This window comes from Bradyrhizobium sp. Kon56 (assembly GCF_055807635.1).
This window is the reverse complement of record NZ_JBVVOU010000004.1, coordinates 209,867-230,956: the sequence shown is the minus strand read 5'-3', so window position 1 is coordinate 230,956 and position 21,090 is coordinate 209,867. Positions and strand designations below refer to the sequence as shown.

Here is a 21,090-nt window from a genome sequence, read left to right as displayed (position 1 = left end):
CACCGTACGGACCTCCGGCCATCTCTTTGACCGGACACGGTGAGCGCGAATTTCGGGAAGGTTTGGTTGTCCGCTTCTATCCCAAGGGTTCCGATCCATGGATCGGCAATTTCGTGGGAGGCATCTTCGATTGCACCACTGTGCTCGATCATCCCAACGGAAGGGACGTGATCGTTGTCGCGTGTGGCGATACTTGCATTATCGATCCGGAACACCACGCCATTCGAGATCGCATTGCAAGTGACACCGGACAAGTGATTGCGGTACCGGCTCTTGGACTGGTGGTTTTCCAAGGGTTGGTCGATTTTAGCGCGGTTCGGTCAGATGACCTGTGATGGATTAGTCCGCGGATTTCGTGGGATAGCTTCCGCAGTATCAATGTCCACGAAACCAAACTTACCGGCGAAGCATGGTCTGCAATTGGAGACTCTTGGGTATCATTCAGCCTCGATCTTTTGACAGACCACTGCACCGACGGAGTTTATGAGTTAGATGCGGCTCGGGCGGTGCGTGTGACGCGCAAATCGGACTAGCGCGGGCAAGCGTAGCCCGGATGAGCGCAGCGACATCCGGGTCTTTGCCGCCCCGCATATCACTCCGTTCATGCGGGCTACAGCCGCGGATAATTGACGTGCCCGATACATCCCCTCACCGCCTCCCCGACCAGCTCCTTCCCAACCTCCGTCTCGTCTTCGTCGGCACCGCCGCCTCGACGCGGTCGGCCGAGCTCGGGCACTATTACGCCTCGCTTCTGGCGCGCGATTCATGAGGCCGGGATCACGCCGCGGCGCTATCAGCCGGGCCAGTTCGCAAGCTTGCTCGATCTCGGGATCGGCTTCACCGATCTTTCCAAATCGGGCGCCGGGATGGATCACCAGATCGCGGCGGAGACGATCGACGTGCCGGGGTTCAGGGCCAAGATCGAAAAGTATCAGCCAAGGACAATTGCGTTCACGAGCAAGAAGGCGGCGAGCTTGTTTTATGGCAGGCCGTCAAGCGGGATTGCGCTGGGGCGGCAGCTGCGGGATGAGAGTCTGCCCGAGATGTTCGTGCTGCCCTCGCCGTCCGGCGCGGCGTCCGGGCATTGGACGCTGGAGCCGTGGCGCGAGCTTGCGGCGTGGATCGCTGCAACGGAATAGTCGAGAGTGTCCCCGCTTTGGCCTGCTCGCGTGTCCCGGGCAAGCGAAGCGCAGACCCGGGACCCAGAAGCTCCGGCACGGATGCGGCATGGGCCCCTCTGCAGCGCACCACGCCGCGAAGAGCGGCGCGATGCGCTGCGTCCGGGGCACGGGCACCTGCCTCACCCAGCATACGCCCTATCCAAATCCGCAATCACGATCTTTCTCATCTGCATCATCGCCTGCATGACGCGGTTCGCCTTGCTGCGGTCGGGGTCGCCGAGGTAGCGGCCGAGCGCTGATGGGATCACCTGCCAGGACAGCCCGAACCTGTCCTTGAGCCAGCCGCAGCGGGATTCTTCGCCGCCGTCGGCGGTGAGCCTGTCCCAGAAATAATCGACTTCCGCTTGCGTCTCCACGCTGATGAAGAACGACACCGCTTCGTTGAACTTGTATTGCGGGCCCCCGTTGAGCGCGTTGAAGCGCTGGCCTTCGAGCTCGAACACCGCCATGAAGTCGCTGACGGTCTCAACCTTGGCGTTGGGAAACACCGATTTGTAGAAGGCGACGGCCGCCGGCACGTTGTTGTCGAACCAGAGAAACGGCGTGATGGAGGTCATGAACGGATATCCTTTCGCCTCGGGCGGGCGCGCGGCGGCGCGCCGATGTTCCAAGGACGTGGCAGGTAGGGACGTTCCGACAGCGGCGGCGGGATTTTCTTGTAGCCCGGATGAGCGACAGCGACATCCGGGGCCGGCAGCTGCCCCGCATATCGCTATCGCTCATGCGGCCTACGGGGTCCACGAAAACGCATTAACCTGTCGGAATCCACTCATTCCATTCGTCCTCCGAACGCAAAACGCGATCAACCCCGGAGCCCCTCCCGATGCCCCCCACCATCACCGCCTTCGAAAGCTCGCCCGACCGCGGCAAGGGGCAAGCCCGCGACATGCGGGTGCGCTGGGCGCTCGAAGAGGTCGGCCAGCCTTACGACGTGCGTCTGGTTTCGTTCCAAGCGATGAAAGAACCCGCGCATCTCGCCCTGCATCCATTCGGGCAGATTCCGACCTACGAGCACGGCGATCTCGCCCTGTTCGAGTCCGGCGCGATCGTGCTCCATATCGCCGAGCGTCACGCCGGGCTGCTGCCGACGGAGCCGCACGCCCGGGCCCGCGCGATCGCCTGGATGTTTGCTGCGCTGAGCACGCTGGAGCCGCCGATCGTCGAGCTCGGGATGGCCATGCTGTTCGAGCGCGACAAGAGCTGGTACGCGGAGCGGCTGCCCATGCTGCAGGATCGCGTCCGTGTCAGGCTCGGTGAATTGTCCCGCCAACTCGGCGATGCCAACTGGCTCGACGGTGCGTTCAGCGCCGGCGATCTCATGATGGTGACGGTGCTGCGCAGGTTGAACGCATCAGGCATGCTGGATGAATATCTCGATATCGCCGCCTATGTGGCTCGCGGCGAAGCGCGGCCCGCGTTCAGGCGGGCGTTCGATGCGCAATTGGCGGTGTTCACCGGGGCACGCTTGGCGCCCTAAAGATCGAAATTGGTCGGCAGCATCACCACGTCGCGGATGGTCATGCCGCGCGGCCGCGTCAGCATGAACATCACGACCTCAGCCACGTCGCCGGCCTCCAGCAGGCTTCCCGAGTCCCTGGCTTCCTTCAGCTTCTCCGGCGGCCAGTCCGCGAGCAAGGCGCTGACGACCGGACCGGGCGAAATCGAGCCGACGCGGATGCCGTGCTTGAAGACCTGGCGCCGCACCGTCTGGACGAAGCAGTTCACCGCCCATTTGGACGACGCATAGACCGGCTCCCATGGCGTGGGAAAATGCGCCGCCAGCGAGCTCGTGACGATGATGTCGCCGGTCCCGCGCGCGATCATGTGCGGCAGCACGTCGTGTACGTTCTTCATCACGACGTTGACATTCAGGTTCAGCATCCGGTCGATCGCCATGGTGTCGGCATCGACCAGATCGCCACCGACATACGTCCCGGCATTCGCATGCAGGATATCGAGCTGGCCGGCCTGCTCCAGAACGCGCGGCAGCACCGTTGCACAGTCTTTTGGGTCCAGCAGATCGATGAGCAGCGGGATCACCGCGTCGCCGTGCTTGTCGCGGAGCGCCTTCAGCGCGGCCTCATCGCGGTCGACCATCACCACGCGCGCGCCGGCGGCCAGCATCGCCTCGGTGCTGGCCAATCCGATGCCCGACGCAGCCCCGGTCACGGCCGCCACCTTGCCGTCCAACTCTCTCGCCATGGGATCCCCATCTTGCCGAGGTCACTGGGATCGTGAGTATAGCGACCCCGGCCGGAATTGTCGGGAAGAGATGGTGGGCGCGGCGCTTGCGCCCCATTTCCCCCTCGGCCTTACCGCAGCGTGATCGCAAGCCCGCTCAGATCCGCATTCGCCATCAGGCCGACCTGCGTGCCGGACAGCTCGAGCACGGCGCCCTTCTGGTTGGTCAGCACGATCGCACGCGCGCCGCGGCCCACTGCGATGCCCGCACCGGCGGCGCCATAGACGCCGGCGATGTCGGAGGGCCGGTTGATGTTGGAGACGCGGCCGCGCAGCACGGTCTTGGAGCCGCCGAAGACGAGGCCGTAGTCGAGCCCGCCGGTCGAGAGCGAATAGGCGCGGCCGCGGAAGTTCAGCACGCCCGAGCCGCCGGAGCCGCCGATGATCCAGCCCGCCTTGTAGATCGTCAGCACCACGGTGCCGCCGTCGGCCAGAGCCGAGGTCGAGAGGCCGGCAAGCGCGGCAATGCCGACCAGCGCGGCGCGGAGGGTGGATGCGAACTTCATGGGAGTCTCCGGGGGCTATTCTTCAAGGAGGGAAACGAATCGAACGAGCGGAATCTATCCGATGGATCGGGGCGGCAACATGATGGGATGGGCGTGAGTCGCGGTCTGTAGCAACACACCCAACTGTCATCGCCCGGTTCAACCGGGTGATCCAGTATTCCAGAGAGAGCGATAGTGAACCGAAACCGCGGCGTACTGGATGCCCCGGTCGAGCCGGGGCATGACGGCGGAGTTTGGCGCGACAAGACGCTCACCCGCCATCATGCCATTCTGCCCCTGTTTTGCCCGACGGAGCAACGATTATTTTGTTTTTCCCGAAGTGAAAAAGAAAGCTCAATGATTCCTGCTAGATGCCTACTGTGCATGGGGTTGTTTTCGCGTTTTTTGTTGGAGGCGCCCCGAGCTGCCGCTACGCTTGCGCTTCCAGCCCTCCATCCGAGGTGATCCCATGCCGATCCAGCATTTCGCGCCCCCGCCGCACGTCAAGGCGCCGCCGCTGTCCTTTGCCACGCGCGCAGGCGATCTCCTGTTCGTCTCCGGCATTCCCGGCTTCGACGCGAACGGCGCGCTGCCCGACGGCTTCGAGGCGCAGTTCGCCAATGTCGCCATCAACATCAAGCGCGTGCTGGCGGAGGCCGGCGCCGAGATCCGCGATCTCGTCAAGGTCAACGTGCTGCTGACCCGCGCCTCCGACGTGGCCGCCATGAACGCGCTCTATGCCGGCGCCTTCGGCCCGCCGCCTTACCCTGCCCGCACCACCTGCGTGGTCCACGCACTGCCCGATCCGAAGATGCTGATCGAGATCGAGGCGGTGGCGTCGCTGGCCAAGAGTTAGACGTGTGATCGTCAGGCGATAGTCAAGGGATAAGGGTCGTCCGAACAGCCGACCAACGGCTGACATATCCGTGAACGGTCGCCGCCCCGCTTGCCAGCCACGCAGATTTGCCGCACCAGTTTCCTCTCACGTTCCCATCAGGAGATATTTCATGCGTCGCGTTCTCGCCCTTTGTGCCGTTGCCGGCATCGCCACCTCCGTGTTCGCCGTGCCGGCCTCTGCGGCAGTCGGCTATTACGTGATCCGCTGGGACAACACCGGCATTTGCCAGGTCTGGAACGAGGACCTCAAGTACAAGCCGTTCCAGTGGGGCGTGTCGACCTACAAGGTCGTCAGCAAGCCGCTCCCGACCTTCACGGCCGCCTCGGAGCTCCAGATCAAGCTTCGCGCGGAGCGCCGCTGCACGCTTTAGGCGTGAGGCGACAGACCGGATTTCAAAGGGCGGATCGCGCAAGCGGTCCGCCCTTTTCTTTTGGACGCGCCGCTGGTTTTTCGGCCGAAATCGCGCGTCTTTCCGCGCACCCGCTTTGAACCTGGCCTGCTGGCGGACCCACTCACATCTTGTCCGGGGCGCACCAGCGTCCGACTCCAAGTCTGACGTCCGTAGCCCGGATGAGCGAAGCGATATCCGGGAATTCCGGGTCAGCCTCCCTCGGCTCGCTCACCGAAAGCAATCCCGCTTCCGCCGGCATCGCCCGCCCAGTCTTCCGAGAGCAATCCCGCCCGCACATATCGGTGAAAGGACGAATGTGGCCAATCACAAACGCGCTGGACGTAGCGATGCTTGACGGGGTTGAAGTGAATGTAATCCACATGGCGGGCGAAATCATCTTCGTCGCGAACCGTGTGCTCCCAGTAGCGTCGTTGCCACAGAGCCAATTCTCCATTGGAGTGGCGGGCTCCGTCGATACCCGCATGCAGTAGTGCGCTGCTGAAATGCCCCTTGATCCTTCGCCAACGTCCCGCGAAATCGGCGTCATGCGGCGGGAGGCTCATGACGACATGCAAATGGTCCGGAAGGATCACGATCGCATCGACCTCGAACGGGCGCTCCCTGCGAGCGGCCCGGAAGGCATCACGCAGGGCGCCAACGTTTTCAATCAAAATGGTCGATCTGCGGTCGAAGAGCGCTACAGTGAAAAAGTAGGTGCCGCCGGGAAGAAAATTTCTGCGATACAAAACCATGGGCTAGACCCGTCCCGGATGTCGCTTCGCTCATCCGGGCTACAGGATAGCACATGAGCCCTCACGCGTCCTTGTACGCGCGGGGATGGATCAGGATATCGCGCGCGGCGGCGAGGTCGATGAAGGCTTCCGCGCTGCCGCCCCGGTCGGGGTGCATGCCCTTGGCGGCGCGGCGATACGCCTGGTTGATGTCCTCGCAGGTGAGCTGCACCGCGAGCGGCAGGCCGAGCACCTTGCGGGCGCGATCCTCGCTGGACAATTTTTTCGGCGCAGCATTGCGGCGACCGAAGCGCGGCGCGGTCAGGTCGTGAACGACATCGAGCACCACGCCGAGACGGCGCCGTGCCGCCAGCGTGACGCTGTGATCGTCATTGTCCACGGCCTGGCGCAGCACAGGAAGCGCCTGCTCGGCGGCCTGACGCAGCATGGTATCGGTGCTCATCCGCGCGATCTCGGCCACCAGCCGTCCGGCCTCGGCCCAATCGGCGCCGTCCGCCGACCGCAGGCGTTCGAGTGCGAGTTTCCAGGATTCGAGCCGTTCCATCATGCGCGCAACGTTTAGCAATCAAGATCAGTATGCCAAGGGCGCCGTTTCCGACCCCTTAATTTCGAGTTAGCCTTTCATGAAACTTCGAAAAGAAATCGGGAGGAAATTGTCATGGCATTGCTCGCAAACCATATCGCCGTCATCACGGGCGCCGGTTCGGGCATCGGCCGGGCCATCGCTTCCGGCTACGCCCGCGAGGGCGCGCAAGTGGTGCTGCTCGACGTCAACGCCGACACGGTCGCGGAAGCCGCCGAGGGGATCCGCAAGTCCGGCGGCAAGGCCGAGAGCTTTGCACTCGACGTCACCAAACGCGACGACTGCTTCGCGCTCGCCAGGCAAGTCGCCGACAAGGTCGGGCAGGTCTCGATCCTCGTCAACAATGCCGGCATCACCCGCCGCAACGCCTTCACCGCCGATACCGAGACGGTGGCGAAGGATTGGAATGACATCATCTCGCTCAACCTCAACGGCGTCTTCAACATGACGCAGGCGTTCCTCGCGCCCTTGCGAGCAGCCAAGGGCCGCATCGTCAATATCGGATCGATCCAGTCCTTCGTGCATCTGCGCACGCCGAGCTCGGCGGCCTACACCACCTCGAAACACGGCGTGCTCGGCTTCACCAAGGCGCTCGCGGTCGAGCTCGGCAAGGAGGGCGTGCGCGTCAATGCAATCGGGCCGGGCTTCATCGAGACTAACATCAACGCCAATGTGCGTGCGACCAATCCGGCGCTGGTGCAGGCTTTCGTCGATCACACCCCGCTGGCGCGCACCGGCAAGCCCGAGGACATCGTGGGTCCCGCGATCTTCCTTGCGTCGGACATGTCGGCCTACGTCACGGGAACGATCGTGATGGTGGATGGCGGATACCGGACGGTGTGAGCGGGAGGGATGCCTGCTTTGCGGGGTATGCTCGCAGGAATATGCAATCCGTGCCAATCGCGGCGGTGCGGCGGCATTCCCAAGGTCAATTCGTGCGATCGCCCGCGGTTAACGTTTCGTTAACCAAACCCGCCCACCGTAGATCTACGGCTTGGGGGTCGTTTGTTCTCGATCCGCTTCCAAAGACGGAAGCGGCGTTGATCGGGGAGTGTGTCGATGACCACTGTTCATGTCGCTGCGTCCGAACCGGGCGCGTATGTCCTTTCACCGAACCAGATCGTTCCGCTGCTGATCGGCGCGACCGTCGACGAGGTCGAGCGTGAGCTCGTGCTGCAGACGCTCGCCCGCTGCGACGGCAATCGCACGCGCGCCTCGCGCGTGCTCGGCCTCTCGGTGCGCACGTTGCGCAACAAAATCAGGCTCTACGCCGCCTCCGGCATCGAGGTGCCGGCCTATCACGACTAGCGCGCGACGTGCCGCCGATTGATGTTGATCCAGCCGGCGCGCTGTCCGAGTGGAATTGCTGCTGTCGTCAAACGCCGCTAATTACTTGCTTCCGGTCAAGGGAGCAGCGGCGTGGCAGACGAACAAAAACGGCAGGGACCTCAGGGACCGCGCGGACGGCAGGGCGAACCGGGGCGGCCGGGACCGCAGGGTCATCCAGGCAAGCGCGGGCCCGATGGCGCGCGTGGCAAGCCAGGTCCGCAGGGCAAGCCGGGCCCGATCGGAAAGCCCGGACCGCTGGGCAAGCCCGGTCCGCAAGGCAAGCAGGGCGAAGCCGGCCCGCGCGGGGCGGCCGGTGCACAGGGACCTGTCGGACCGCAGGGGCCGGCGGGGCCGCAGGGCCCGCGCGGCGAGGCCGGTCCGCCCGGCCAGTTGCCGTCGATCGAACAGGTGCTGCCGTGGCTCGATCAGCTGTTCGACGCCTGGGACGAACGCCGCCGCCAGCGCGAGCATGAGGCTGCCGAGCGCGAGGCGCTGGAAGCCGCGGTGCAGGAGACCGACGACGCGCCCCTCGATGACGAAGACGAGGACAGCGAAGGCGATCACAGGAAGAAGAAGAAAAAGAAGAAGCACGGCCACAAGGACTGACGGACGAATCTATTTCGTCCCATTCTCGCGTCGCGGCAGCATGCCCATGCGCTCGAACTGCCAGCGCATGGCGCGGTACCAGAGATAGCCGACCGCTGCGCCGCACAAGGCCAGGATCACGACGTTCGCGCTCGAGAACGAGCCGCTCCACCACGTCATCCACGCGGTCCACAGCAACGTGAAAACGATGGCACCTGCTTTCAGCGGAAGAAGGGGGCGGCTCATGGTCGTGCTCCGGGGTGTCAAAAGCCCGGCGAACATCATCGCGCGCTGAGACCGTTGTCACCGTGAGGCAGGTCACGGAACGGACCTTCGAGCCGCCTAACCGAACCGCAGCCGCGAACGTTCCTTGGCCTTTTCCGCTTCGACCTCACGGTCACGCGCCGGCGCATGGGTGTGCAGCGACGTCAGGAGTTTTCGCGCAGCCTCCGAGACCTCCGCCACCGCACGATCGAAGGCCGCCTCGTTGGCCTGCGACGGCTTGTGGAAGCCAGACAGTTTTCGAACGAACTGGAGCGCGCTGGCGTGGATCTCATCCTCCGTCGCCTCCGGCTCAAAGTTGAATAGCGTCTTGATGTTGCGGCACATGCAGTCTCTCCTGACCTTTCCCTCAAGGACGACCGGCGAAAACGAAATCCTACATCCTTCCGGACAGTTCTGCTAAGTTCCGCCGCAACGCGGCCGCCGACCAGAGCCGCACGGGGGAAATCGACATGAAAGCTTCTTGCGCGGCGCTGTCAGCCATCCTGTTGTCCGTCTCGTTGGCGGCCATCTCGACATCCGCATGGGCGGCCGATTATCCGACGCCGAAGCAGGGCGACTGGATCGCCAGGGATTTCAAGTTCCACACCGGCGAGACCATGCCGGAGCTCAAGCTGCACTACACAACCGTGGGTGAGCCGAGCGGCCAGCCGGTCCTGGTGCTGCACGGCACCGGCGGCTCGGGCGCGAGCATGCTGTCATCAGCCTTTGCCGGCGAGCTGTTCGGCGCGGGGCAGCCACTCGATGCCTCCAAATATTACATCATCATCCCCGATAATATCGGTCATGGCAAATCGTCAAAACCGTCCGACGGGATGAAGACGAGCTTCCCGAAATACGACTACAACGACATGGTCGAGGCCCAGTATCGCCTGGTGACGGAAGGGCTCGGGGTCAAGCATCTGCGGCTCGTCATCGGCAATTCGATGGGCGGCATGCACACCTGGCTGTGGGGCGAGAAATATCCGAAGGCGATGGACGCGCTGATCCCGATGGCCTCGCAGCCGACCGAAATGGCGTCCCGCAACTGGATGCTGCGGCGGATCATGCTCGACACCATCCGCAACGATCCCGACTACAATGGCGGCAATTACACCAGCCAGCCGCGCATGATGAAATACGCCATCACCGCCTACGGCATCGCGAGCATCGGCGGAACGCTTGCCTATCAATCGCAGGCGCCGACGGCGGCGAAGGCCGACAAGATCGTCGACGAGCGGCTGGCCATGCCGATCACGGCAGATGCCAACGACTTCGTCTACCAGTGGGAGTCTTCGCATAACTACAATGCCGGCGAGAAGCTGGAGGCCATCGAAGCGCCGCTGCTGCTGATCAATTCAGCCGACGACGAACGCAACCCGCCTGAGACCGGCATCACGGACGCTGCGATGACGCGGGTCAAGAACAGCAAACTGTATCTCATTCCGGCAAGCACCGAGACGCGCGGCCACGGCACCACCGGAAACGCTAAATTCTACAGCGAGCAGGTCCAGCAATTTCTGCAAGCCGCGCCGCAGCAAACGATCGAATCTGCGCGCCGCTGATTTTGCATCGCATCAACGGCCGTCTAGCCCGCATATTATTTGAGCATGCATTACGCTGACGGCTCGGGCTTAATTGCGTCGATGTCCGAATCGACGCGCGGGATAATCGCGCGCCAACGGCACGACACGCGATGAGGAGGATCGCATGCACAGGCTCGCACTGTGCGTTTGGCTGGCCGCACTGACGGGCGCCGCGTTCGCGTTCGACAACGGGCAATATGATCACGTCCCGCCCGACATCCGCGCCTGGTTCAAGAGCGTGATCGCACCGAACGGCGTGCCCTGCTGTGACGTCTCCGACGGCCATCGCACGGAGTACGACGTGCGCAGCGGTGCCTATTGGGTGCCGATCGAGGGACAATGGATGGAGGTGCCCGAGCGCGCCATCATCCGCGACCGCGGCAATCCGGTCGGCCAGGCCGTGGTGTGGTACGTCCGTCACCGCGGCGCCATCATCATCAGTTGCTTCGTGCCGGCGGATGCGGTGTAGCGCGATAGCGCCTCGACGCGGCGCGTGCTAGTTCGGCCGATGGCTGCTGCGAACGACAGAGCGCGCACTGTGATGCGCTTTGTGCTGGCAGCGTTTTACATCGTGGCTGGCATCGCGCATCTGCGGGTTCCCGACAAGCTGCTTGCGATCACGCCGGCCTGGGTTCCGTTTGCAACGCAGGTGATCCTCATCACTGGCGTTTGCGAGATCGCAGGAGCGGTTGCGCTGGTGACGAAGCCGCTGCGCTGGTGGGCAGGCGTCGCGCTCGCGCTCTATGCGCTTTGCGTGTGGCCGGCCAACATCAAGCATGCCCTGGAGGGCATCGACCTTCCACCCATCCCCGACAGCTGGCTCTATCACGGGCCGCGGCTGGCGTTTCAGCCGGTCTTGATCTGGTGGGCTCTGTACTGCGCCGGCGTGATCGACTGGCCGCGGCGGCGTGACAAGGGGGATAGCGATCGCGCCGGGAGATGATATTCTCAGACATTCCACCAGGGAGACCTTCGTGACTGATCTTTGCGCCGAAGACCTCGCCACCATCTATGCCCAGCCGAGCCCGCGCGTGATCGCGAAAGCGCGCCCCGCAATCGACACGCATGCGAAGAAATTCATCGAGATGTCGCCGTTCTGCGTGCTCGCGACATCGGGAGCGGACGGCAGCGTCGATGCCTCACCACGCGGCGGCGGCGTTGGCTTCGTCCACGTCGCCGGCCCCAACCAGCTGCTGATGCCTGATCGCTCCGGCAACAACCGGATCGACAGTTTTCGAAATGTCGTCGAGGGCTCGGGCTTCGTGCATCTGTTGTTCTTCGTCCCCGGCATCGACGAGACGCTGCGCGTCGGCGGCCGCGGCTCGCTGTCCGCCGATCCGGACCTGCTCGCCTCGATGGTGGAGTTTGGCAAGTCGCCGCGCGCGGTGCTGAACGTCGCCGTCAGCGAAGTCTATTTCCACTGCGGCAAGGCACTGATGCGCTCGAAGCTTTGGTCGTCCGAGAAGGTGCCGCGCTCGGTGATGCCGAGCATCGTCGAGGTGGTCCACGAGCAGACCGGCCTTGGTGAGCCGCAGAGTCAGGAGATCGTGGAAGAGCTCTACAAGACGCAGTTGTAGCTGGCGTCCAGGCTGTCGTCCCGGCCTGGTGCGCAATCGCGCATCAGGCCGATACGGAGTTGTGCCATCGCTAACGCGCCGAACTAATGCCCGTCCCCCTCGAGCCCGCCAACGTGCTTCTGGGTGTAGAGTTCGAGGCCGATGCGGCCGATCAGGTCGAGCTGGGTCTCGAGGAAGTCGATGTGGTGCTCCTCGTCGCTCATCAGCTTCTCGAACAGATCACGCGTCACGTAGTCCTTGACGCTGTGGCAGTAGGTCGCCGCTTCCTGATAGAGCGCCCGCGCGCTCATCTCGGCGGCGAGATCGCACTCGATGATCTCCTTGACGTTCTGGCCGATGCGCAAGGGATCGAGCACCTGCATGTTCGGGAAGCCGTCGAAGAACAGGATTCGCTCGGTGAGCTTATCAGCGTGCTCCATCTCCTCGATGGACTCCTTGCGCCAGACCTTGGACATGTCCCGCAGGCCCCAATTGTCGAGGAAGCGGTAGTGCAGCCAATACTGGTTGATCGCAGTCAGCTCGTGACGCAGTGCCTTGTTGAGATAGTCGATAACTTTTGCGTCGCCCTGCATGGTTCACTCCAGCTCTTGCAGTCCAAATCGGCCGTAAACCGAATTTAGAACGCTTCTAAATGAGTTTGAAGACTGGAGCAACCGGCTACGGGGACGCAGCCGGGGAAAAGCTCAGCCAGGGTTGCGGAGCATTTCAGCAGGCCGCGAGGGCGAACTCGGCCGGCTGGGCCGTCTCGTCGTTCGCCGCCACAGTGTGGTTGTGCGGGCAGCCGGAGCAGCAGGACGTGGCACAGGTGCCAAGCGCTTCGTCGATAATGGTCTTGATCGTCCGAGCGCAGCGGCCGCATTCGGCGCTACAGCCGAGACACCCATAGACCTGCTTGGCATGGCGCACAGCGTCGTCGGACTCGGCGACGGCGGCGCGGATGTCGTCATCGCTCAGCACGTTACAGGAACAAACGATCATGGAAGCGGCAGGCCCTTTGGTGATGCGCCATCATCGATATTTAAGGGGCCGGCCGGATGCAAAAGGAAAAAGCGGAATTTGAAGCTATTCCAAACTAGCCCGGAAACAGCCTAGAACGGCTCTAAAATAGGGCCTTGCACTGGATCAAGATTGCGGCGGACCTAGTCGCCCCCACCGCCTCCACCATCGCCGCCGCCCCCGCAATCTCCGCCACTACTGCCGCTATCGCTGCTGGAACAGCTGCCGCCGTCGGTCGCGCAGCCGGAACTATCGCTGGAAAACCAACTCCCAAACGAGAAGCCGTCGCTCGTGCCGGTGGCGGTGTCGCCGCCGCCATTGACGCTGGCCCCGGCGCGGGCGCCGCGCTGGCCGCGGTTCTGGAGATGGGTAATCCAGCCGTAGCCGATCGCGAAGACGATCCCGGCAGCGATCAATGCATTTATCATCGCGTTACCCATCGTCGCCCTCCCCTGGCTGGGCTGCGGTCCCTACCGATTGGTCGCCCCGGCAAAGGTGCCGTTCATTGATCATTCAAACGAAGTATGGAACTTTACCCTCAAAGAGTTCCCGCGTGTTTGCTCGAAAGGTCAGCCAATGAAGAAGTCGCTCCTGGCAATTGCTGCCGTCGCCGCTGTGGCCCTTAGCGCCATTACACCAGCCCAGGCGCAACGCGGCGTCGCCGCGGGTGTGGCAGCCGGAATCATCGGCGGCGCCATTGTCGGTGGGGCGCTGGCCTCTCCGTATTATTACGGGCCAGGCCCTGGCCCGGGCTACGCATATGGTCCCGGATATGGCGCCGGCTACTATCCGCCGCGCTACTATGCGCCGGGCCCGGGCTACGTCGCGGACGACTATTACGGCAACGGCTGCGTCTGGCAGAAGCAGCGCTTCTGGGACGGTTATGCCTGGCGCGTCCGCCGCGCCAGAGTCTGTGGCTGAAGTCGCCCCAAGCCGGCTCATTCCAGATGCGCCGTCCATTTAGGGGCCTGAAAAAGACCGCTTTTTCTCGTCACAGCTCCGTGTGCGTTTACCGCGGATTGACCATTTGCGCGCTTCCTAGCTGCAAGGCCAATTCCATCAGAGTCTGCGTGAACCTTTGAACCCCGGGCGCTCCTAACAAGGAGCATCCATCTCTCAGGAGAGCCAAGAGTATGAAGAAGACTTTAGTTGCCGCCCTCACGGTTGCGACGATCGCCGGTTCGCTGGTGACCGCCACGCCGTCCGCCCAGGCCCATGACGGGGTCGGCGTCGGCATCGCAGCCGGCCTGATCGGCGGCGCGATCGTCGGCGGCGCCATCGCATCGAGCCGTCCCGCCTATGGTGGACCGGTTTATGTGGCCGAGCCCGGCCCGCCGCCCCCGCCCTGCTACTGGCAGCGCCAGCGCTACTGGGATGGCTACGGCTGGACCGTCCGCCCGGTTCGCGTTTGCTACTGATCTGACCGCATGGCGTTCATGAGCGCCGCGATCGAAGCCCGGCCGAGCACCTCGGCCGGGCTTTTTTTCTTTTAGCCAGCCCTGCGCCTATCGCGCCGCCTGGATCGAGCGCAGCACCTCTTCGCTCGGCCAGCAATCGACCTTGAGGCCTGCCGACTTCTGGTAGGCGCCGAGCGCAGCGCGCGTCTGCATGCCCGCCTTGCCGTCGATCTTGTCCTTGTAGAGCCCGACGCGCGTGAGCCCCCGCTGCATCGCCTCGACGTCCTTGGTCCGCAATTGCTTCGAGGCAGACCATGGGGTCGCGAACGGTTGCGGGCTCGTCATGCGGTCGGCGAGATGTCCGACGAACAGCACGTAGAGGTCGGAAAAATTGTATTCCTTGATCACGAAGTAGTTCTTCGTGGTCAGGAAGGACGGGCCGTAGATGCCTTCAGGCTGCAGCAGGGAGGCCGGCTGTGCCTGCTCGGCGGCAGTGAGCTTTTGTCCACGCACCGGTACAAAGCCTTCGCGCAGCCATTGGCCGATCGGCTTCGTCACCTCGGGCACGCCGGCGGTGCAATCGACTTTGGCCGGTGCCTGCACCTCGTAGGCCCAGCGTACACCGCTCTGCCAGCCCTTGTTGACGAGCTGCTGCGCGGCGGAGGCCAGCGCATCCGGCACCGAGTGCCAGATGTCGATGCGGCCGTCGCGGTCGAAATCGACGCCATGCTTGTAATATTCGGACGGCAGGAATTGCGTGAGCCCGGTCGCACCGGCCCAGGACGAGCGCATGTCCTTGCGTGTCACTACGCCGTCACCGAGAATTTTCAGCGAGAGGATGAACTCGTTGCGATAGCTGTCCTTGCGGCGGCCGACATAGGCCTGCGTCGCCAGCACGCGGACGAGATCGTAAGGCAGCGTATAGCGGCCATAGTCGGTCTCGCGGCCCCAGATCGCCAGCATCACGGTAGCAGGCACGCCGGAGTTTTTCTCGATCTCGGTCAGCGCGGGGCGATATTTTTGCAGCAACCGCTGCCCCTCGCCCGCAAGCCGCGCGATCGAGGCTTCCCTGACATAGTCGGCCGGCACCTGCACGAACTCGGCCTGTGACGGCGCCCCCGTTGCGGGACGCCCCGGCAGGATCAGATCCGGCAGCTTGTAGTCCGGCTCGAGCCCGCGCGTCTCTCGCTCGAACGTCGCGCGCGACACGCCGGCGGCCTCCGCCTCCGGCCACAGCGAGGCGATGAACTGCGCGAAGGCGGCGTCGGCAGCGCCCGCGGGCGACAGGCCGCAGGTGATAGCGATCACCGCAGCTATCAGCACCCGCCGCATCATTTTGAGATCACCGCGTCAGCTTCTTGTACTTCACGCGGTGCGGGATGATGCTGTCCTGGCCGAGCCGGCGCATCTTGTCCTTCTCGTAGTCCTGGAAGTTGCCCTCGAACCATTCGACATGGCTGTCGCCTTCGAAGGCCAGGATGTGGGTCGCGATGCGGTCGAGGAACCAGCGATCATGGCTGATGATGACGGCGCAGCCGGCGAAATCCTCCAGCGCCTCTTCGAGCGCACGCAGGGTGTCGACGTCGAGGTCGTTGGTCGGCTCGTCGAGCAGCAGAACGTTGGCGCCGGATTTCAGCATTTTCGCAAGGTGCACGCGGTTGCGTTCACCGCCGGAGAGCGCGCCGACTTTCTTCTGCTGGTCGGCGCCCTTGAAGTTGAACGACGAACAATAGCCGCGTGAATTGACTTCCCTCTTGCCGAGCAGGATCAGCTCGTTGCCGCCGGAGATCTCCTCCCACACGTTCTTGCTGCCATCGAGCGCGTCGCGCGACTGGTCGACGTAACCAAGATGAACGCTCTCGCCGATCGTGATGGTGCCCTTGTCCGGCTCCTCCTGCTTGGTGATCATCCTGAACAGCGTGGTCTTGCCGGCGCCGTTGGCGCCGATCACGCCGACGATACCGCCGGGCGGCAGCTTGAAAGTGAGATCGTCGATCAGCATGCGATCGCCGAAACCTTTGCTGAGCCCTTCGAAGTCGACCACGTTCTGACCGAGTCGCTCGGCCACCGGAATCGTGATTTGCGCGGTCTGTGTCTGCTTTTCGCTCGCCTGTTTCAGCAGTTCGTCATAGCGCTGATAGCGCGCCTTGGACTTGGCCTGGCGGGCTTTCGGCGAGGACGCGATCCATTCCTGCTCTCGGGCCAGCGTCTTCTGATGCGCAGCGTCCTCGCGGCCCTCCTGCTCGAGCCGCTTCTGCTTCTGCTGCAGCCAGGACGAGTAATTGCCCTCGTAGGGAATGCCCTTGCCGCGATCGAGCTCGAGAATCCAGCTCGTGACGTTGTCGAGGAAGTAGCGGTCATGGGTGACGATCAGGATCGCGCCGGGATAGTTGCGCAGATGGCCTTCCAGCCACGACACCGACTCCGCGTCGAGATGGTTGGTCGGTTCGTCCAGCAGCAGAAGCTCGGGCTGGTCGAGCAGCAGCTTGCAGAGCGCGACGCGGCGGCGCTCACCGCCGGAGAGTTTCGACACGTCGGCATCGTCGGGCGGACAGCGCAGCGCGTCCATGGCCTGGTCGACCTTGCTGTCGAGATCCCAGAGGCCCTGGGCCTCGATCTCGTCCTGCAGCTTGGTCATCTCGTCGGCGGTCTCCTCGGAGTAGTTCATCGCCAGCTCGTTGTAGCGATCGAGGATGGCCTTCTGCTTGGCGACGCCCAGCATGACGTTCTCGCGCACGCTCAATGCCGGATCGAGATGCGGCTCCTGCTCGAGATAGCCGACGCGGGCGCCCTGGGCGACCCAGGCCTCGCCGTTGTACTCCTTGTCGAGGCCGGCCATGATTTTGAGCAGCGTCGACTTGCCCGAGCCATTGACACCGAGCACGCCGATCTTGGCGTCCGGGTAGAAGCTCAGATGGATGTTATCGAGCACCTTCCGGGTCGGGTAGCTCTTGGTCAGGCCCTGCATGAAATAGATGAACTGGCGCGCCATCGGTCCCGAAAACCTTCGATTTGAGGAAATTTGCTTGCCGCCGATGTAGCGATCCCGCCCCGAAAGGGCAATGTTTTCCCTCCGTTCACCACGGATGAATACGGGACGGACACCATCCCGCCGCCGATCCGGACAATTGAAACCATCTTTTAATAAATCAGGCCAAAGCTCGGTTTCGCGCGGAAACAGCGCCACCCGCTCAGAATGAAGGGGAGCACAGCGAGACAGCGTCATGGCCATGATCGAGACCAACTCCCTTCCCGTTCCGGCGGAAGCCGGCAGCGCCTCCGCATTTGCCTCGGAGATCAAGGGCTTTTGGAAGCGCTTCTTTGCCACCGCTTTCAACCCCTACCGGCCCGAACTGCATTACATGCGCGGCCCCGGCCCGGCCTGGCGCGCCAAGCACGGCATGAATGCGCCGTTCCGGCTCAAGCCCCGCGACCTCTGAGCCTTTATCACCTGTCGGATTTTTGAAGACGCGAACGGCTTGCGCACGGTCCTGATTGCGCGCAACCATGGCCTGGTTCCACCTCTCGCCATGGAAGAACGCTGATGACGCGGCTGCGCTGTGCAATTCTCGACGACTATTTCAACCTCGCCCTCGACGTCGCCGATTGGCAAAGCCTGTCCGACCGCATCGACGTCACCGTGTTCAGCCATCCCTTCGCCTCCGAGCAGGCCGCGGCGAGCGCGCTGGCTGATTTCGAGATCGTCTGCGCGATGCGCGAGCGCACCGCGTTCCCCAAGAGCCTGTTCGAAAGCCTGCCGAAGCTGAAGCTCCTGCTGACGTCAGGCATGCGCAACGCCTCGATCGACATGGAGGCCGCCAAGGCGCGGGGCGTCACGATCGGCGGCACGCAATATTCGCGCGATCCGACCGCGCCCCTCACCATGGGCCTGATCCTGGAACTGACCCGCGGCATCGGCCGCGAGAACGCGCGCATGCATGCGGGCGAGCCCTGGCAGGCCTTTGCCGGCGTCGAGATCGAGGGATTGACGCTCGGCGTCGTCGGGCTCGGCAAGCTCGGCAGCAAGATGGCTGATATCGCGAAGGCGTTCGGCATGAACGTGATCGCCTGGAGCCCGAACCTGACCCCGGAGAAGTGCAAGGATGCCGGCGTCGGCTACGCCACCAAGGAGGAGCTGTTCGCCAAGGCCGACATCGTCAGCATCCATGTGGTGCTGAGCGAGCGCTCGCGCGGGCTGGTCGGGGCTTCCGATCTCGCGCGGATGAAACCGACGGCCTTCCTCGTCAACACCGCGCGCGGGCCGATCGTGGACGAGCAGGCGCTGCTCGAGGCGTTGCAGCAGAAGAGGATTGCAGGCGCCGGCATCGACGTATTCTCGGTCGAGCCGCTGCCGACGGACCATTCCTTCCGCAAGCTCGACAACCTCGTGCTGACGCCGCACCTCGGCTACGCCACCGAGGACGGCTTGCGCATCCATTACGGCCAGATGGTCGAGGCGATCGACGCCTTCACCAAGGGCAGTGAGCTGCCGCGCAAGCTGGCGTGATGCCTCAGGCCGCCGAGCGCTGGCTGGTGGGCTGCCGTGCCGCATCGGCAAAGCCGTCGCGCCAGGAGGCATGCGCCGGCAGCCAACCGAGCTCGCGCTTGGCCTTGCCGTTGGAGGCTCCACGCACCTCCGTCATCATCGCAACCATATGCTCGCCCGCAAGCAGGCGCCCGAGCCAGGCGGGGATGTGACGCGGCGGCTTGGCACCGAGGAGTTCGGCCAGCGCGGGCAACCAATCCTTCACCGGCGCCGGATGATCGTCGACGATATTGTAGATGCTGCCGGTGCGTCCGCGTTCAAGCGCGGCGAGCGTGGCAGAGGCTGCATCTTCGGTGTGAATGAACGACCACGTGCCGCCGCCGTCACCGATTACCGGCACACGCCGGTGGCGCAGCTGGTCGATCATCGCCGGCGAGAGCGTGCCGGTGCCGGGTCCATAGAAGAATCCATAGCGTAGCACGATGCCCTCCGGCTTCGTCGAAGCGGTGACGATTCGCTCCAGATAGCGGATTGCCTCAAGCGTGCGTCGCAGCTCTCGCGGTGGATTCGAGTCGAGTTCATCGGTCTCGGTCTTGACCGTTCCCCCGGCGCGACTGAAGGTCCAGCCGCAGAAGCTTTGCGCGATGAAGCGCTTGGCGCCGGCCTCGCGCGCGGCGTTGAGCAGAATGTCGGTTCCGCGGGTGCGGAGCTCGTTGGTTCGCTTGAAAGCCCGATCGAAATGCCGGAGGTCCGTGGCGGCCGCGAGATCTGTCATCTGGTGGATGACGGCGTTGGGCTTTGCCGCAATCACCGCAGCGCGCATGCTGTCGGCATCGAGGCCGTCGGCAACGACCGTCTCCGCACCCAATCGCCGCACAAGGTCTGTTTTTGCCGCACTCCGTGTCGTGCCGATCACCGAATGACCCGCGGCGACCAGCGCCTGAACAAGATACTGACCGACCGCGCCGGTCGCGCCCGCAACAAAGATGCGCATCCTGTGCTCCTCAATTCGTTGCAATCCTCCCGGACGTAATCGAGGTGCGGAGCCGTTCAAGTATGCGCAAGTGAGACTTGCACGCATGCGTCAAATGATGACGGCGCGTGACCGAAGGCCACGCGCCGTCATCAGATCAATTCTTGCGAAGCCGATTCAGCGCACGGTGACGGGCGCGGGCAGCGGCGGCACCACTGTCAGCTGGGTGCCTCCGACCGGGCCGGCCTGCGCGGCCATTGGTGCGGGGCCGGCAGTGCCGGGCATGGGCGCGGCGGATGCGGTCGCCGTTCCCGGCGGCGGACCACCCGGCATCACGACCACGCGGGTGCCGACCTTGACGCGATCGAACAAGTCGGAGACGTCCTCGTTCAGCATGCCGATGCAGCCGGACGACACGAACTTGCCGATGGTCGAGGGCTGGTTGGTGCCGTGGATGCGGTAGACGGTCGAGCCGAGATACATCGCACGGGCGCCGAGCGGATTGCCGGGACCGCCGGCCATGAAACGCGGCAGATAGGGCTGGCGCTCGATCATCTCGGTCGGCGGATGCCAATCCGGCCACTCGGCCTTGCGAGTGATCTTCTGCACGCCGGTCCAGGTGAAGCCGTCGCGGCCGACGCGGACGCCGTAGCGGATCGCACGGCCATTGCCCAGCACGTAATAGAGATAGGTGTTCGGGGTATCGACGATGAGTGTTCCGGCCGGCTCCTTGGTCGCCAGCGAGACCTCCTGGCGGCGCAGGTTCTGCGGCAGCTGCGCCGGAGCAGCGTCAGGCTGCTCCTCGGGCGGCAGCGACGCGATCACCATCGGCCGGCCGTCGGCACCAACGGGCGGCTGCCCGGCCTGGACCGTTCCGGTCGCGGCGGGACCACCGACCGCCTCGGGCGGACGCAGGCCGTCACTGCCGGGCGCCTGAGTCGGACGATCGGCGTAGATCACCGCGGGCGGGCCGGCAGGGCGGCCGTAGCGCGGGTCGTCGGGCGACGTCACGGGACCCTGCGGTGGCGCGGCCGAGTAGACGGGGGCACCTGCGGGACGGCCATAACGGGGATCATCGGGCGACATCACCGGACCCTGCGGCGGCGCGGCGGAATACACCGGGGGAGCGCCGGGCGGACGGCCGTAACGCGGATCCGGACCGGGCGGCGGCAGCGCTGCCTGCGGCATCGCGTCATCTTCATCGTCGAGCGCGTCGAAACTCGGCGCGCGGTCGCCGGGCCGATATTCGGCCGGCGGCCCGCCATAGCTCGGCGCCTGCTGGACCGGATAGCTCTGGGCCTGTGCGAGCGAGGTTCCCGCCGCAGCGACTGTTGCGGCAGCGCATATCGTCAGAAAATGTTTGATCATC

At 64.1% G+C, this 21,090-nt stretch carries 29 protein-coding genes and 1 pseudogene; 16 read left to right on the top strand and 14 right to left on the bottom strand.

Annotated elements, in window-relative coordinates:
• Window positions 1–26: 26 nt before the first annotated feature.
• A complete protein-coding gene (locus AC0L3B_RS08825) occupies window positions 27–335 on the top strand; it encodes a hypothetical protein (protein ID WP_247294958.1) in 309 nt (102 codons plus the stop codon).
• A gap of 296 nt (window positions 336–631) precedes the next feature.
• A pseudogene (locus AC0L3B_RS08820) lies at window positions 632–1,139 on the top strand (mismatch-specific DNA-glycosylase).
• A 161-nt stretch (window positions 1,140–1,300) separates the two neighbouring features.
• Here the strand turns inward: AC0L3B_RS08820 and AC0L3B_RS08815 are convergent.
• Window positions 1,301–1,738, bottom strand: coding sequence for a VOC family protein (locus tag AC0L3B_RS08815; RefSeq protein WP_085349134.1), 438 nt, complete (start codon window positions 1,736–1,738; stop codon window positions 1,301–1,303).
• 266 nt (window positions 1,739–2,004) lie between these two features.
• On the opposite strand from AC0L3B_RS08815, the gene AC0L3B_RS08810 reads away from it, so the two are divergent.
• Entirely contained in the window at window positions 2,005–2,658 is a 654-nt protein-coding gene (locus AC0L3B_RS08810) for a glutathione S-transferase family protein (RefSeq protein WP_473380298.1), read from the top strand.
• Here AC0L3B_RS08810 and AC0L3B_RS08805 read toward each other — a convergent pair.
• Both AC0L3B_RS08805 and AC0L3B_RS08800 read right to left on the bottom strand, forming a co-directional pair.
• Window positions 2,655–3,383, bottom strand: a complete 729-nt coding sequence (locus AC0L3B_RS08805; protein ID WP_085351856.1) for an SDR family oxidoreductase — start codon at window positions 3,381–3,383, stop codon at window positions 2,655–2,657. The two genes, AC0L3B_RS08810 and AC0L3B_RS08805, sit on opposite strands and share 4 nt — an antisense overlap.
• A 110-nt stretch (window positions 3,384–3,493) precedes the next feature.
• A complete protein-coding gene (locus AC0L3B_RS08800) occupies window positions 3,494–3,928 on the bottom strand; it encodes a hypothetical protein (RefSeq protein WP_018454147.1) in 435 nt (144 codons plus the stop codon).
• Between the two features lie 448 nt (window positions 3,929–4,376).
• On the opposite strand from AC0L3B_RS08800, the gene AC0L3B_RS08795 reads away from it, so the two are divergent.
• Window positions 4,377–4,763, top strand: coding sequence for a RidA family protein (locus AC0L3B_RS08795; RefSeq protein ID WP_018454145.1), 387 nt, complete (start codon window positions 4,377–4,379; stop codon window positions 4,761–4,763).
• A 151-nt stretch (window positions 4,764–4,914) separates the two neighbouring features.
• A complete protein-coding gene (locus AC0L3B_RS08790; protein WP_007613673.1) occupies window positions 4,915–5,175 on the top strand; it encodes a hypothetical protein in 261 nt (86 codons plus the stop codon).
• 230 nt (window positions 5,176–5,405) lie between these two features.
• On the opposite strand, the gene AC0L3B_RS08785 is transcribed toward AC0L3B_RS08790, so the two are convergent.
• Entirely contained in the window at window positions 5,406–5,948 is a 543-nt protein-coding gene (locus AC0L3B_RS08785) for an REP-associated tyrosine transposase (RefSeq protein WP_473380297.1), read from the bottom strand.
• A 61-nt stretch (window positions 5,949–6,009) separates the two neighbouring features.
• A complete protein-coding gene (locus tag AC0L3B_RS08780) occupies window positions 6,010–6,495 on the bottom strand; it encodes a J domain-containing protein (RefSeq protein ID WP_473380296.1) in 486 nt (161 codons plus the stop codon).
• Between the two features lie 111 nt (window positions 6,496–6,606).
• Between AC0L3B_RS08780 and AC0L3B_RS08775 the strand changes: the two genes are divergently transcribed.
• The 3 genes from AC0L3B_RS08775 (at window position 6,607) to AC0L3B_RS08765 (ending at window position 8,466) form a co-directional block, all read left to right on the top strand.
• Window positions 6,607–7,374 (top strand): SDR family NAD(P)-dependent oxidoreductase, encoded by a 768-nt coding sequence (locus AC0L3B_RS08775; RefSeq protein WP_317245865.1) that lies wholly within the window; start codon window positions 6,607–6,609, stop codon window positions 7,372–7,374.
• Window positions 7,375–7,590: 216 nt separating this feature from the next.
• On the top strand, window positions 7,591–7,839 hold the full coding sequence (locus AC0L3B_RS08770; RefSeq protein ID WP_018454141.1) for a helix-turn-helix domain-containing protein: 249 nt from the start codon (window positions 7,591–7,593) through the stop codon (window positions 7,837–7,839).
• 111 nt (window positions 7,840–7,950) lie between these two features.
• Window positions 7,951–8,466: a collagen-like domain-containing protein gene (locus AC0L3B_RS08765; protein WP_085351859.1), complete on the top strand. Its 516-nt coding sequence runs from the start codon at window positions 7,951–7,953 to the stop codon at window positions 8,464–8,466.
• Window positions 8,467–8,475: 9 nt separating this feature from the next.
• Here AC0L3B_RS08765 and AC0L3B_RS08760 read toward each other — a convergent pair whose 3' ends face one another.
• Together AC0L3B_RS08760 and AC0L3B_RS08755 are read right to left on the bottom strand one after the other, a co-directional pair.
• Entirely contained in the window at window positions 8,476–8,691 is a 216-nt protein-coding gene (locus tag AC0L3B_RS08760; protein WP_018454140.1) for a hypothetical protein, read from the bottom strand.
• A 96-nt stretch (window positions 8,692–8,787) separates the two neighbouring features.
• Window positions 8,788–9,054: a DUF2277 domain-containing protein gene (locus AC0L3B_RS08755; RefSeq protein WP_473380295.1), complete on the bottom strand. Its 267-nt coding sequence runs from the start codon at window positions 9,052–9,054 to the stop codon at window positions 8,788–8,790.
• Window positions 9,055–9,179: 125 nt separating this feature from the next.
• On the opposite strand from AC0L3B_RS08755, the gene AC0L3B_RS08750 reads away from it, so the two are divergent.
• The 4 genes from AC0L3B_RS08750 (at window position 9,180) to AC0L3B_RS08735 (ending at window position 11,869) form a co-directional block, all read left to right on the top strand.
• Window positions 9,180–10,271, top strand: a complete 1,092-nt coding sequence (locus tag AC0L3B_RS08750; RefSeq protein ID WP_085351860.1) for an alpha/beta fold hydrolase — start codon at window positions 9,180–9,182, stop codon at window positions 10,269–10,271.
• A 145-nt stretch (window positions 10,272–10,416) separates the two neighbouring features.
• Window positions 10,417–10,761, top strand: coding sequence for a hypothetical protein (locus tag AC0L3B_RS08745; RefSeq protein WP_085351861.1), 345 nt, complete (start codon window positions 10,417–10,419; stop codon window positions 10,759–10,761).
• Between the two features lie 39 nt (window positions 10,762–10,800).
• On the top strand, window positions 10,801–11,235 hold the full coding sequence (locus tag AC0L3B_RS08740; RefSeq protein ID WP_456653595.1) for a DoxX family protein: 435 nt from the start codon (window positions 10,801–10,803) through the stop codon (window positions 11,233–11,235).
• Window positions 11,236–11,266: 31 nt separating this feature from the next.
• The gene (locus tag AC0L3B_RS08735) at window positions 11,267–11,869 is read left to right on the top strand and encodes an MSMEG_1061 family FMN-dependent PPOX-type flavoprotein (RefSeq protein ID WP_026232674.1); all 603 of its coding nucleotides are present in this window, start codon (window positions 11,267–11,269) and stop codon (window positions 11,867–11,869) included.
• Window positions 11,870–11,952: 83 nt separating this feature from the next.
• Here the strand turns inward: AC0L3B_RS08735 and bfr are convergent, their stop codons facing one another.
• From bfr to AC0L3B_RS08720, 3 genes are all read right to left on the bottom strand, one after another.
• Window positions 11,953–12,441, bottom strand: coding sequence for a bacterioferritin (gene bfr, locus AC0L3B_RS08730; protein WP_018454135.1), 489 nt, complete (start codon window positions 12,439–12,441; stop codon window positions 11,953–11,955).
• Between the two features lie 133 nt (window positions 12,442–12,574).
• The gene (locus AC0L3B_RS08725; RefSeq protein WP_026232673.1) at window positions 12,575–12,847 is read right to left on the bottom strand and encodes a (2Fe-2S)-binding protein; all 273 of its coding nucleotides are present in this window, start codon (window positions 12,845–12,847) and stop codon (window positions 12,575–12,577) included.
• 161 nt (window positions 12,848–13,008) lie between these two features.
• On the bottom strand, window positions 13,009–13,305 hold the full coding sequence (locus AC0L3B_RS08720) for a hypothetical protein (protein WP_473380294.1): 297 nt from the start codon (window positions 13,303–13,305) through the stop codon (window positions 13,009–13,011).
• A gap of 136 nt (window positions 13,306–13,441) precedes the next feature.
• Here AC0L3B_RS08720 and AC0L3B_RS08715 point away from each other — a divergent pair, with 136 nt between their 5' ends.
• A complete protein-coding gene (locus AC0L3B_RS08715) occupies window positions 13,442–13,786 on the top strand; it encodes a hypothetical protein (RefSeq protein WP_018454132.1) in 345 nt (114 codons plus the stop codon).
• A gap of 212 nt (window positions 13,787–13,998) precedes the next feature.
• Complete coding sequence (locus tag AC0L3B_RS08710) at window positions 13,999–14,283, top strand: hypothetical protein (protein ID WP_007613695.1); 285 nt, start codon at window positions 13,999–14,001, stop codon at window positions 14,281–14,283.
• 87 nt (window positions 14,284–14,370) lie between these two features.
• Here the strand turns inward: AC0L3B_RS08710 and AC0L3B_RS08705 are convergent, their stop codons facing one another.
• Both AC0L3B_RS08705 and ettA read right to left on the bottom strand, forming a co-directional pair.
• Window positions 14,371–15,597, bottom strand: a complete 1,227-nt coding sequence (locus tag AC0L3B_RS08705) for a lytic murein transglycosylase (protein WP_085351863.1) — start codon at window positions 15,595–15,597, stop codon at window positions 14,371–14,373.
• 7 nt (window positions 15,598–15,604) lie between these two features.
• Window positions 15,605–17,254, bottom strand: coding sequence for an energy-dependent translational throttle protein EttA (gene ettA, locus AC0L3B_RS08700; protein ID WP_018454130.1), 1,650 nt, complete (start codon window positions 17,252–17,254; stop codon window positions 15,605–15,607).
• 232 nt (window positions 17,255–17,486) lie between these two features.
• Between ettA and AC0L3B_RS08695 the strand changes: the two genes are divergently transcribed.
• Together AC0L3B_RS08695 and AC0L3B_RS08690 are read left to right on the top strand one after the other, a co-directional pair.
• Window positions 17,487–17,702, top strand: coding sequence for a hypothetical protein (locus AC0L3B_RS08695; protein WP_018454129.1), 216 nt, complete (start codon window positions 17,487–17,489; stop codon window positions 17,700–17,702).
• Between the two features lie 104 nt (window positions 17,703–17,806).
• Window positions 17,807–18,769, top strand: coding sequence for a D-2-hydroxyacid dehydrogenase family protein (locus AC0L3B_RS08690; RefSeq protein ID WP_247294971.1), 963 nt, complete (start codon window positions 17,807–17,809; stop codon window positions 18,767–18,769).
• A 4-nt stretch (window positions 18,770–18,773) separates the two neighbouring features.
• On the opposite strand, the gene AC0L3B_RS08685 is transcribed toward AC0L3B_RS08690, so the two are convergent.
• Together AC0L3B_RS08685 and AC0L3B_RS08680 are read right to left on the bottom strand one after the other, a co-directional pair.
• Window positions 18,774–19,742, bottom strand: a complete 969-nt coding sequence (locus tag AC0L3B_RS08685; protein WP_247361146.1) for an NAD-dependent epimerase/dehydratase family protein — start codon at window positions 19,740–19,742, stop codon at window positions 18,774–18,776.
• 156 nt (window positions 19,743–19,898) lie between these two features.
• Entirely contained in the window at window positions 19,899–21,089 is a 1,191-nt protein-coding gene (locus tag AC0L3B_RS08680) for a L,D-transpeptidase family protein (RefSeq protein WP_247294976.1), read from the bottom strand.
• Window position 21,090 lies beyond the last annotated feature (1 nt).

What these genes read in the sequence shown, in the direction of transcription:
- AC0L3B_RS08800 (WP_018454147.1), bottom strand. Translation starts at nt 3,928, where the DNA reads ATGAAGTTCGCATCCACCCTCCGCGCCGCGCTGGTCGGCATTGCCGCG.
- AC0L3B_RS08805 (WP_085351856.1), bottom strand. Translation starts at nt 3,383, where the DNA reads ATGGCGAGAGAGTTGGACGGCAAGGTGGCGGCCGTGACCGGGGCTGCG.
- bfr (WP_018454135.1), bottom strand. Translation starts at nt 12,441, where the DNA reads ATGCAGGGCGACGCAAAAGTTATCGACTATCTCAACAAGGCACTGCGT.
- AC0L3B_RS08710 (WP_007613695.1), top strand. Translation starts at nt 13,999, where the DNA reads ATGAAGAAGACTTTAGTTGCCGCCCTCACGGTTGCGACGATCGCCGGT.
- AC0L3B_RS08795 (WP_018454145.1), top strand. Translation starts at nt 4,377, where the DNA reads ATGCCGATCCAGCATTTCGCGCCCCCGCCGCACGTCAAGGCGCCGCCG.
- AC0L3B_RS08755 (WP_473380295.1), bottom strand. Translation starts at nt 9,054, where the DNA reads ATGTGCCGCAACATCAAGACGCTATTCAACTTTGAGCCGGAGGCGACG.
- AC0L3B_RS08770 (WP_018454141.1), top strand. Translation starts at nt 7,591, where the DNA reads ATGACCACTGTTCATGTCGCTGCGTCCGAACCGGGCGCGTATGTCCTT.
- AC0L3B_RS08720 (WP_473380294.1), bottom strand. Translation starts at nt 13,305, where the DNA reads ATGGGTAACGCGATGATAAATGCATTGATCGCTGCCGGGATCGTCTTC.
- AC0L3B_RS08705 (WP_085351863.1), bottom strand. Translation starts at nt 15,597, where the DNA reads ATGATGCGGCGGGTGCTGATAGCTGCGGTGATCGCTATCACCTGCGGC.
- ettA (WP_018454130.1), bottom strand. Translation starts at nt 17,254, where the DNA reads ATGGCGCGCCAGTTCATCTATTTCATGCAGGGCCTGACCAAGAGCTAC.
- AC0L3B_RS08680 (WP_247294976.1), bottom strand. Translation starts at nt 21,089, where the DNA reads ATGATCAAACATTTTCTGACGATATGCGCTGCCGCAACAGTCGCTGCG.
- AC0L3B_RS08775 (WP_317245865.1), top strand. Translation starts at nt 6,607, where the DNA reads ATGGCATTGCTCGCAAACCATATCGCCGTCATCACGGGCGCCGGTTCG.
- AC0L3B_RS08725 (WP_026232673.1), bottom strand. Translation starts at nt 12,847, where the DNA reads ATGATCGTTTGTTCCTGTAACGTGCTGAGCGATGACGACATCCGCGCC.
- AC0L3B_RS08690 (WP_247294971.1), top strand. Translation starts at nt 17,807, where the DNA reads ATGACGCGGCTGCGCTGTGCAATTCTCGACGACTATTTCAACCTCGCC.
- AC0L3B_RS08685 (WP_247361146.1), bottom strand. Translation starts at nt 19,742, where the DNA reads ATGCGCATCTTTGTTGCGGGCGCGACCGGCGCGGTCGGTCAGTATCTT.
- AC0L3B_RS08695 (WP_018454129.1), top strand. Translation starts at nt 17,487, where the DNA reads ATGGCCATGATCGAGACCAACTCCCTTCCCGTTCCGGCGGAAGCCGGC.
- AC0L3B_RS08780 (WP_473380296.1), bottom strand. Translation starts at nt 6,495, where the DNA reads ATGATGGAACGGCTCGAATCCTGGAAACTCGCACTCGAACGCCTGCGG.
- AC0L3B_RS08785 (WP_473380297.1), bottom strand. Translation starts at nt 5,948, where the DNA reads ATGGTTTTGTATCGCAGAAATTTTCTTCCCGGCGGCACCTACTTTTTC.
- AC0L3B_RS08810 (WP_473380298.1), top strand. Translation starts at nt 2,005, where the DNA reads ATGCCCCCCACCATCACCGCCTTCGAAAGCTCGCCCGACCGCGGCAAG.
- AC0L3B_RS08760 (WP_018454140.1), bottom strand. Translation starts at nt 8,691, where the DNA reads ATGAGCCGCCCCCTTCTTCCGCTGAAAGCAGGTGCCATCGTTTTCACG.
- AC0L3B_RS08750 (WP_085351860.1), top strand. Translation starts at nt 9,180, where the DNA reads ATGAAAGCTTCTTGCGCGGCGCTGTCAGCCATCCTGTTGTCCGTCTCG.
- AC0L3B_RS08790 (WP_007613673.1), top strand. Translation starts at nt 4,915, where the DNA reads ATGCGTCGCGTTCTCGCCCTTTGTGCCGTTGCCGGCATCGCCACCTCC.
- AC0L3B_RS08715 (WP_018454132.1), top strand. Translation starts at nt 13,442, where the DNA reads ATGAAGAAGTCGCTCCTGGCAATTGCTGCCGTCGCCGCTGTGGCCCTT.
- AC0L3B_RS08740 (WP_456653595.1), top strand. Translation starts at nt 10,801, where the DNA reads ATGGCTGCTGCGAACGACAGAGCGCGCACTGTGATGCGCTTTGTGCTG.
- AC0L3B_RS08815 (WP_085349134.1), bottom strand. Translation starts at nt 1,738, where the DNA reads ATGACCTCCATCACGCCGTTTCTCTGGTTCGACAACAACGTGCCGGCG.
- AC0L3B_RS08745 (WP_085351861.1), top strand. Translation starts at nt 10,417, where the DNA reads ATGCACAGGCTCGCACTGTGCGTTTGGCTGGCCGCACTGACGGGCGCC.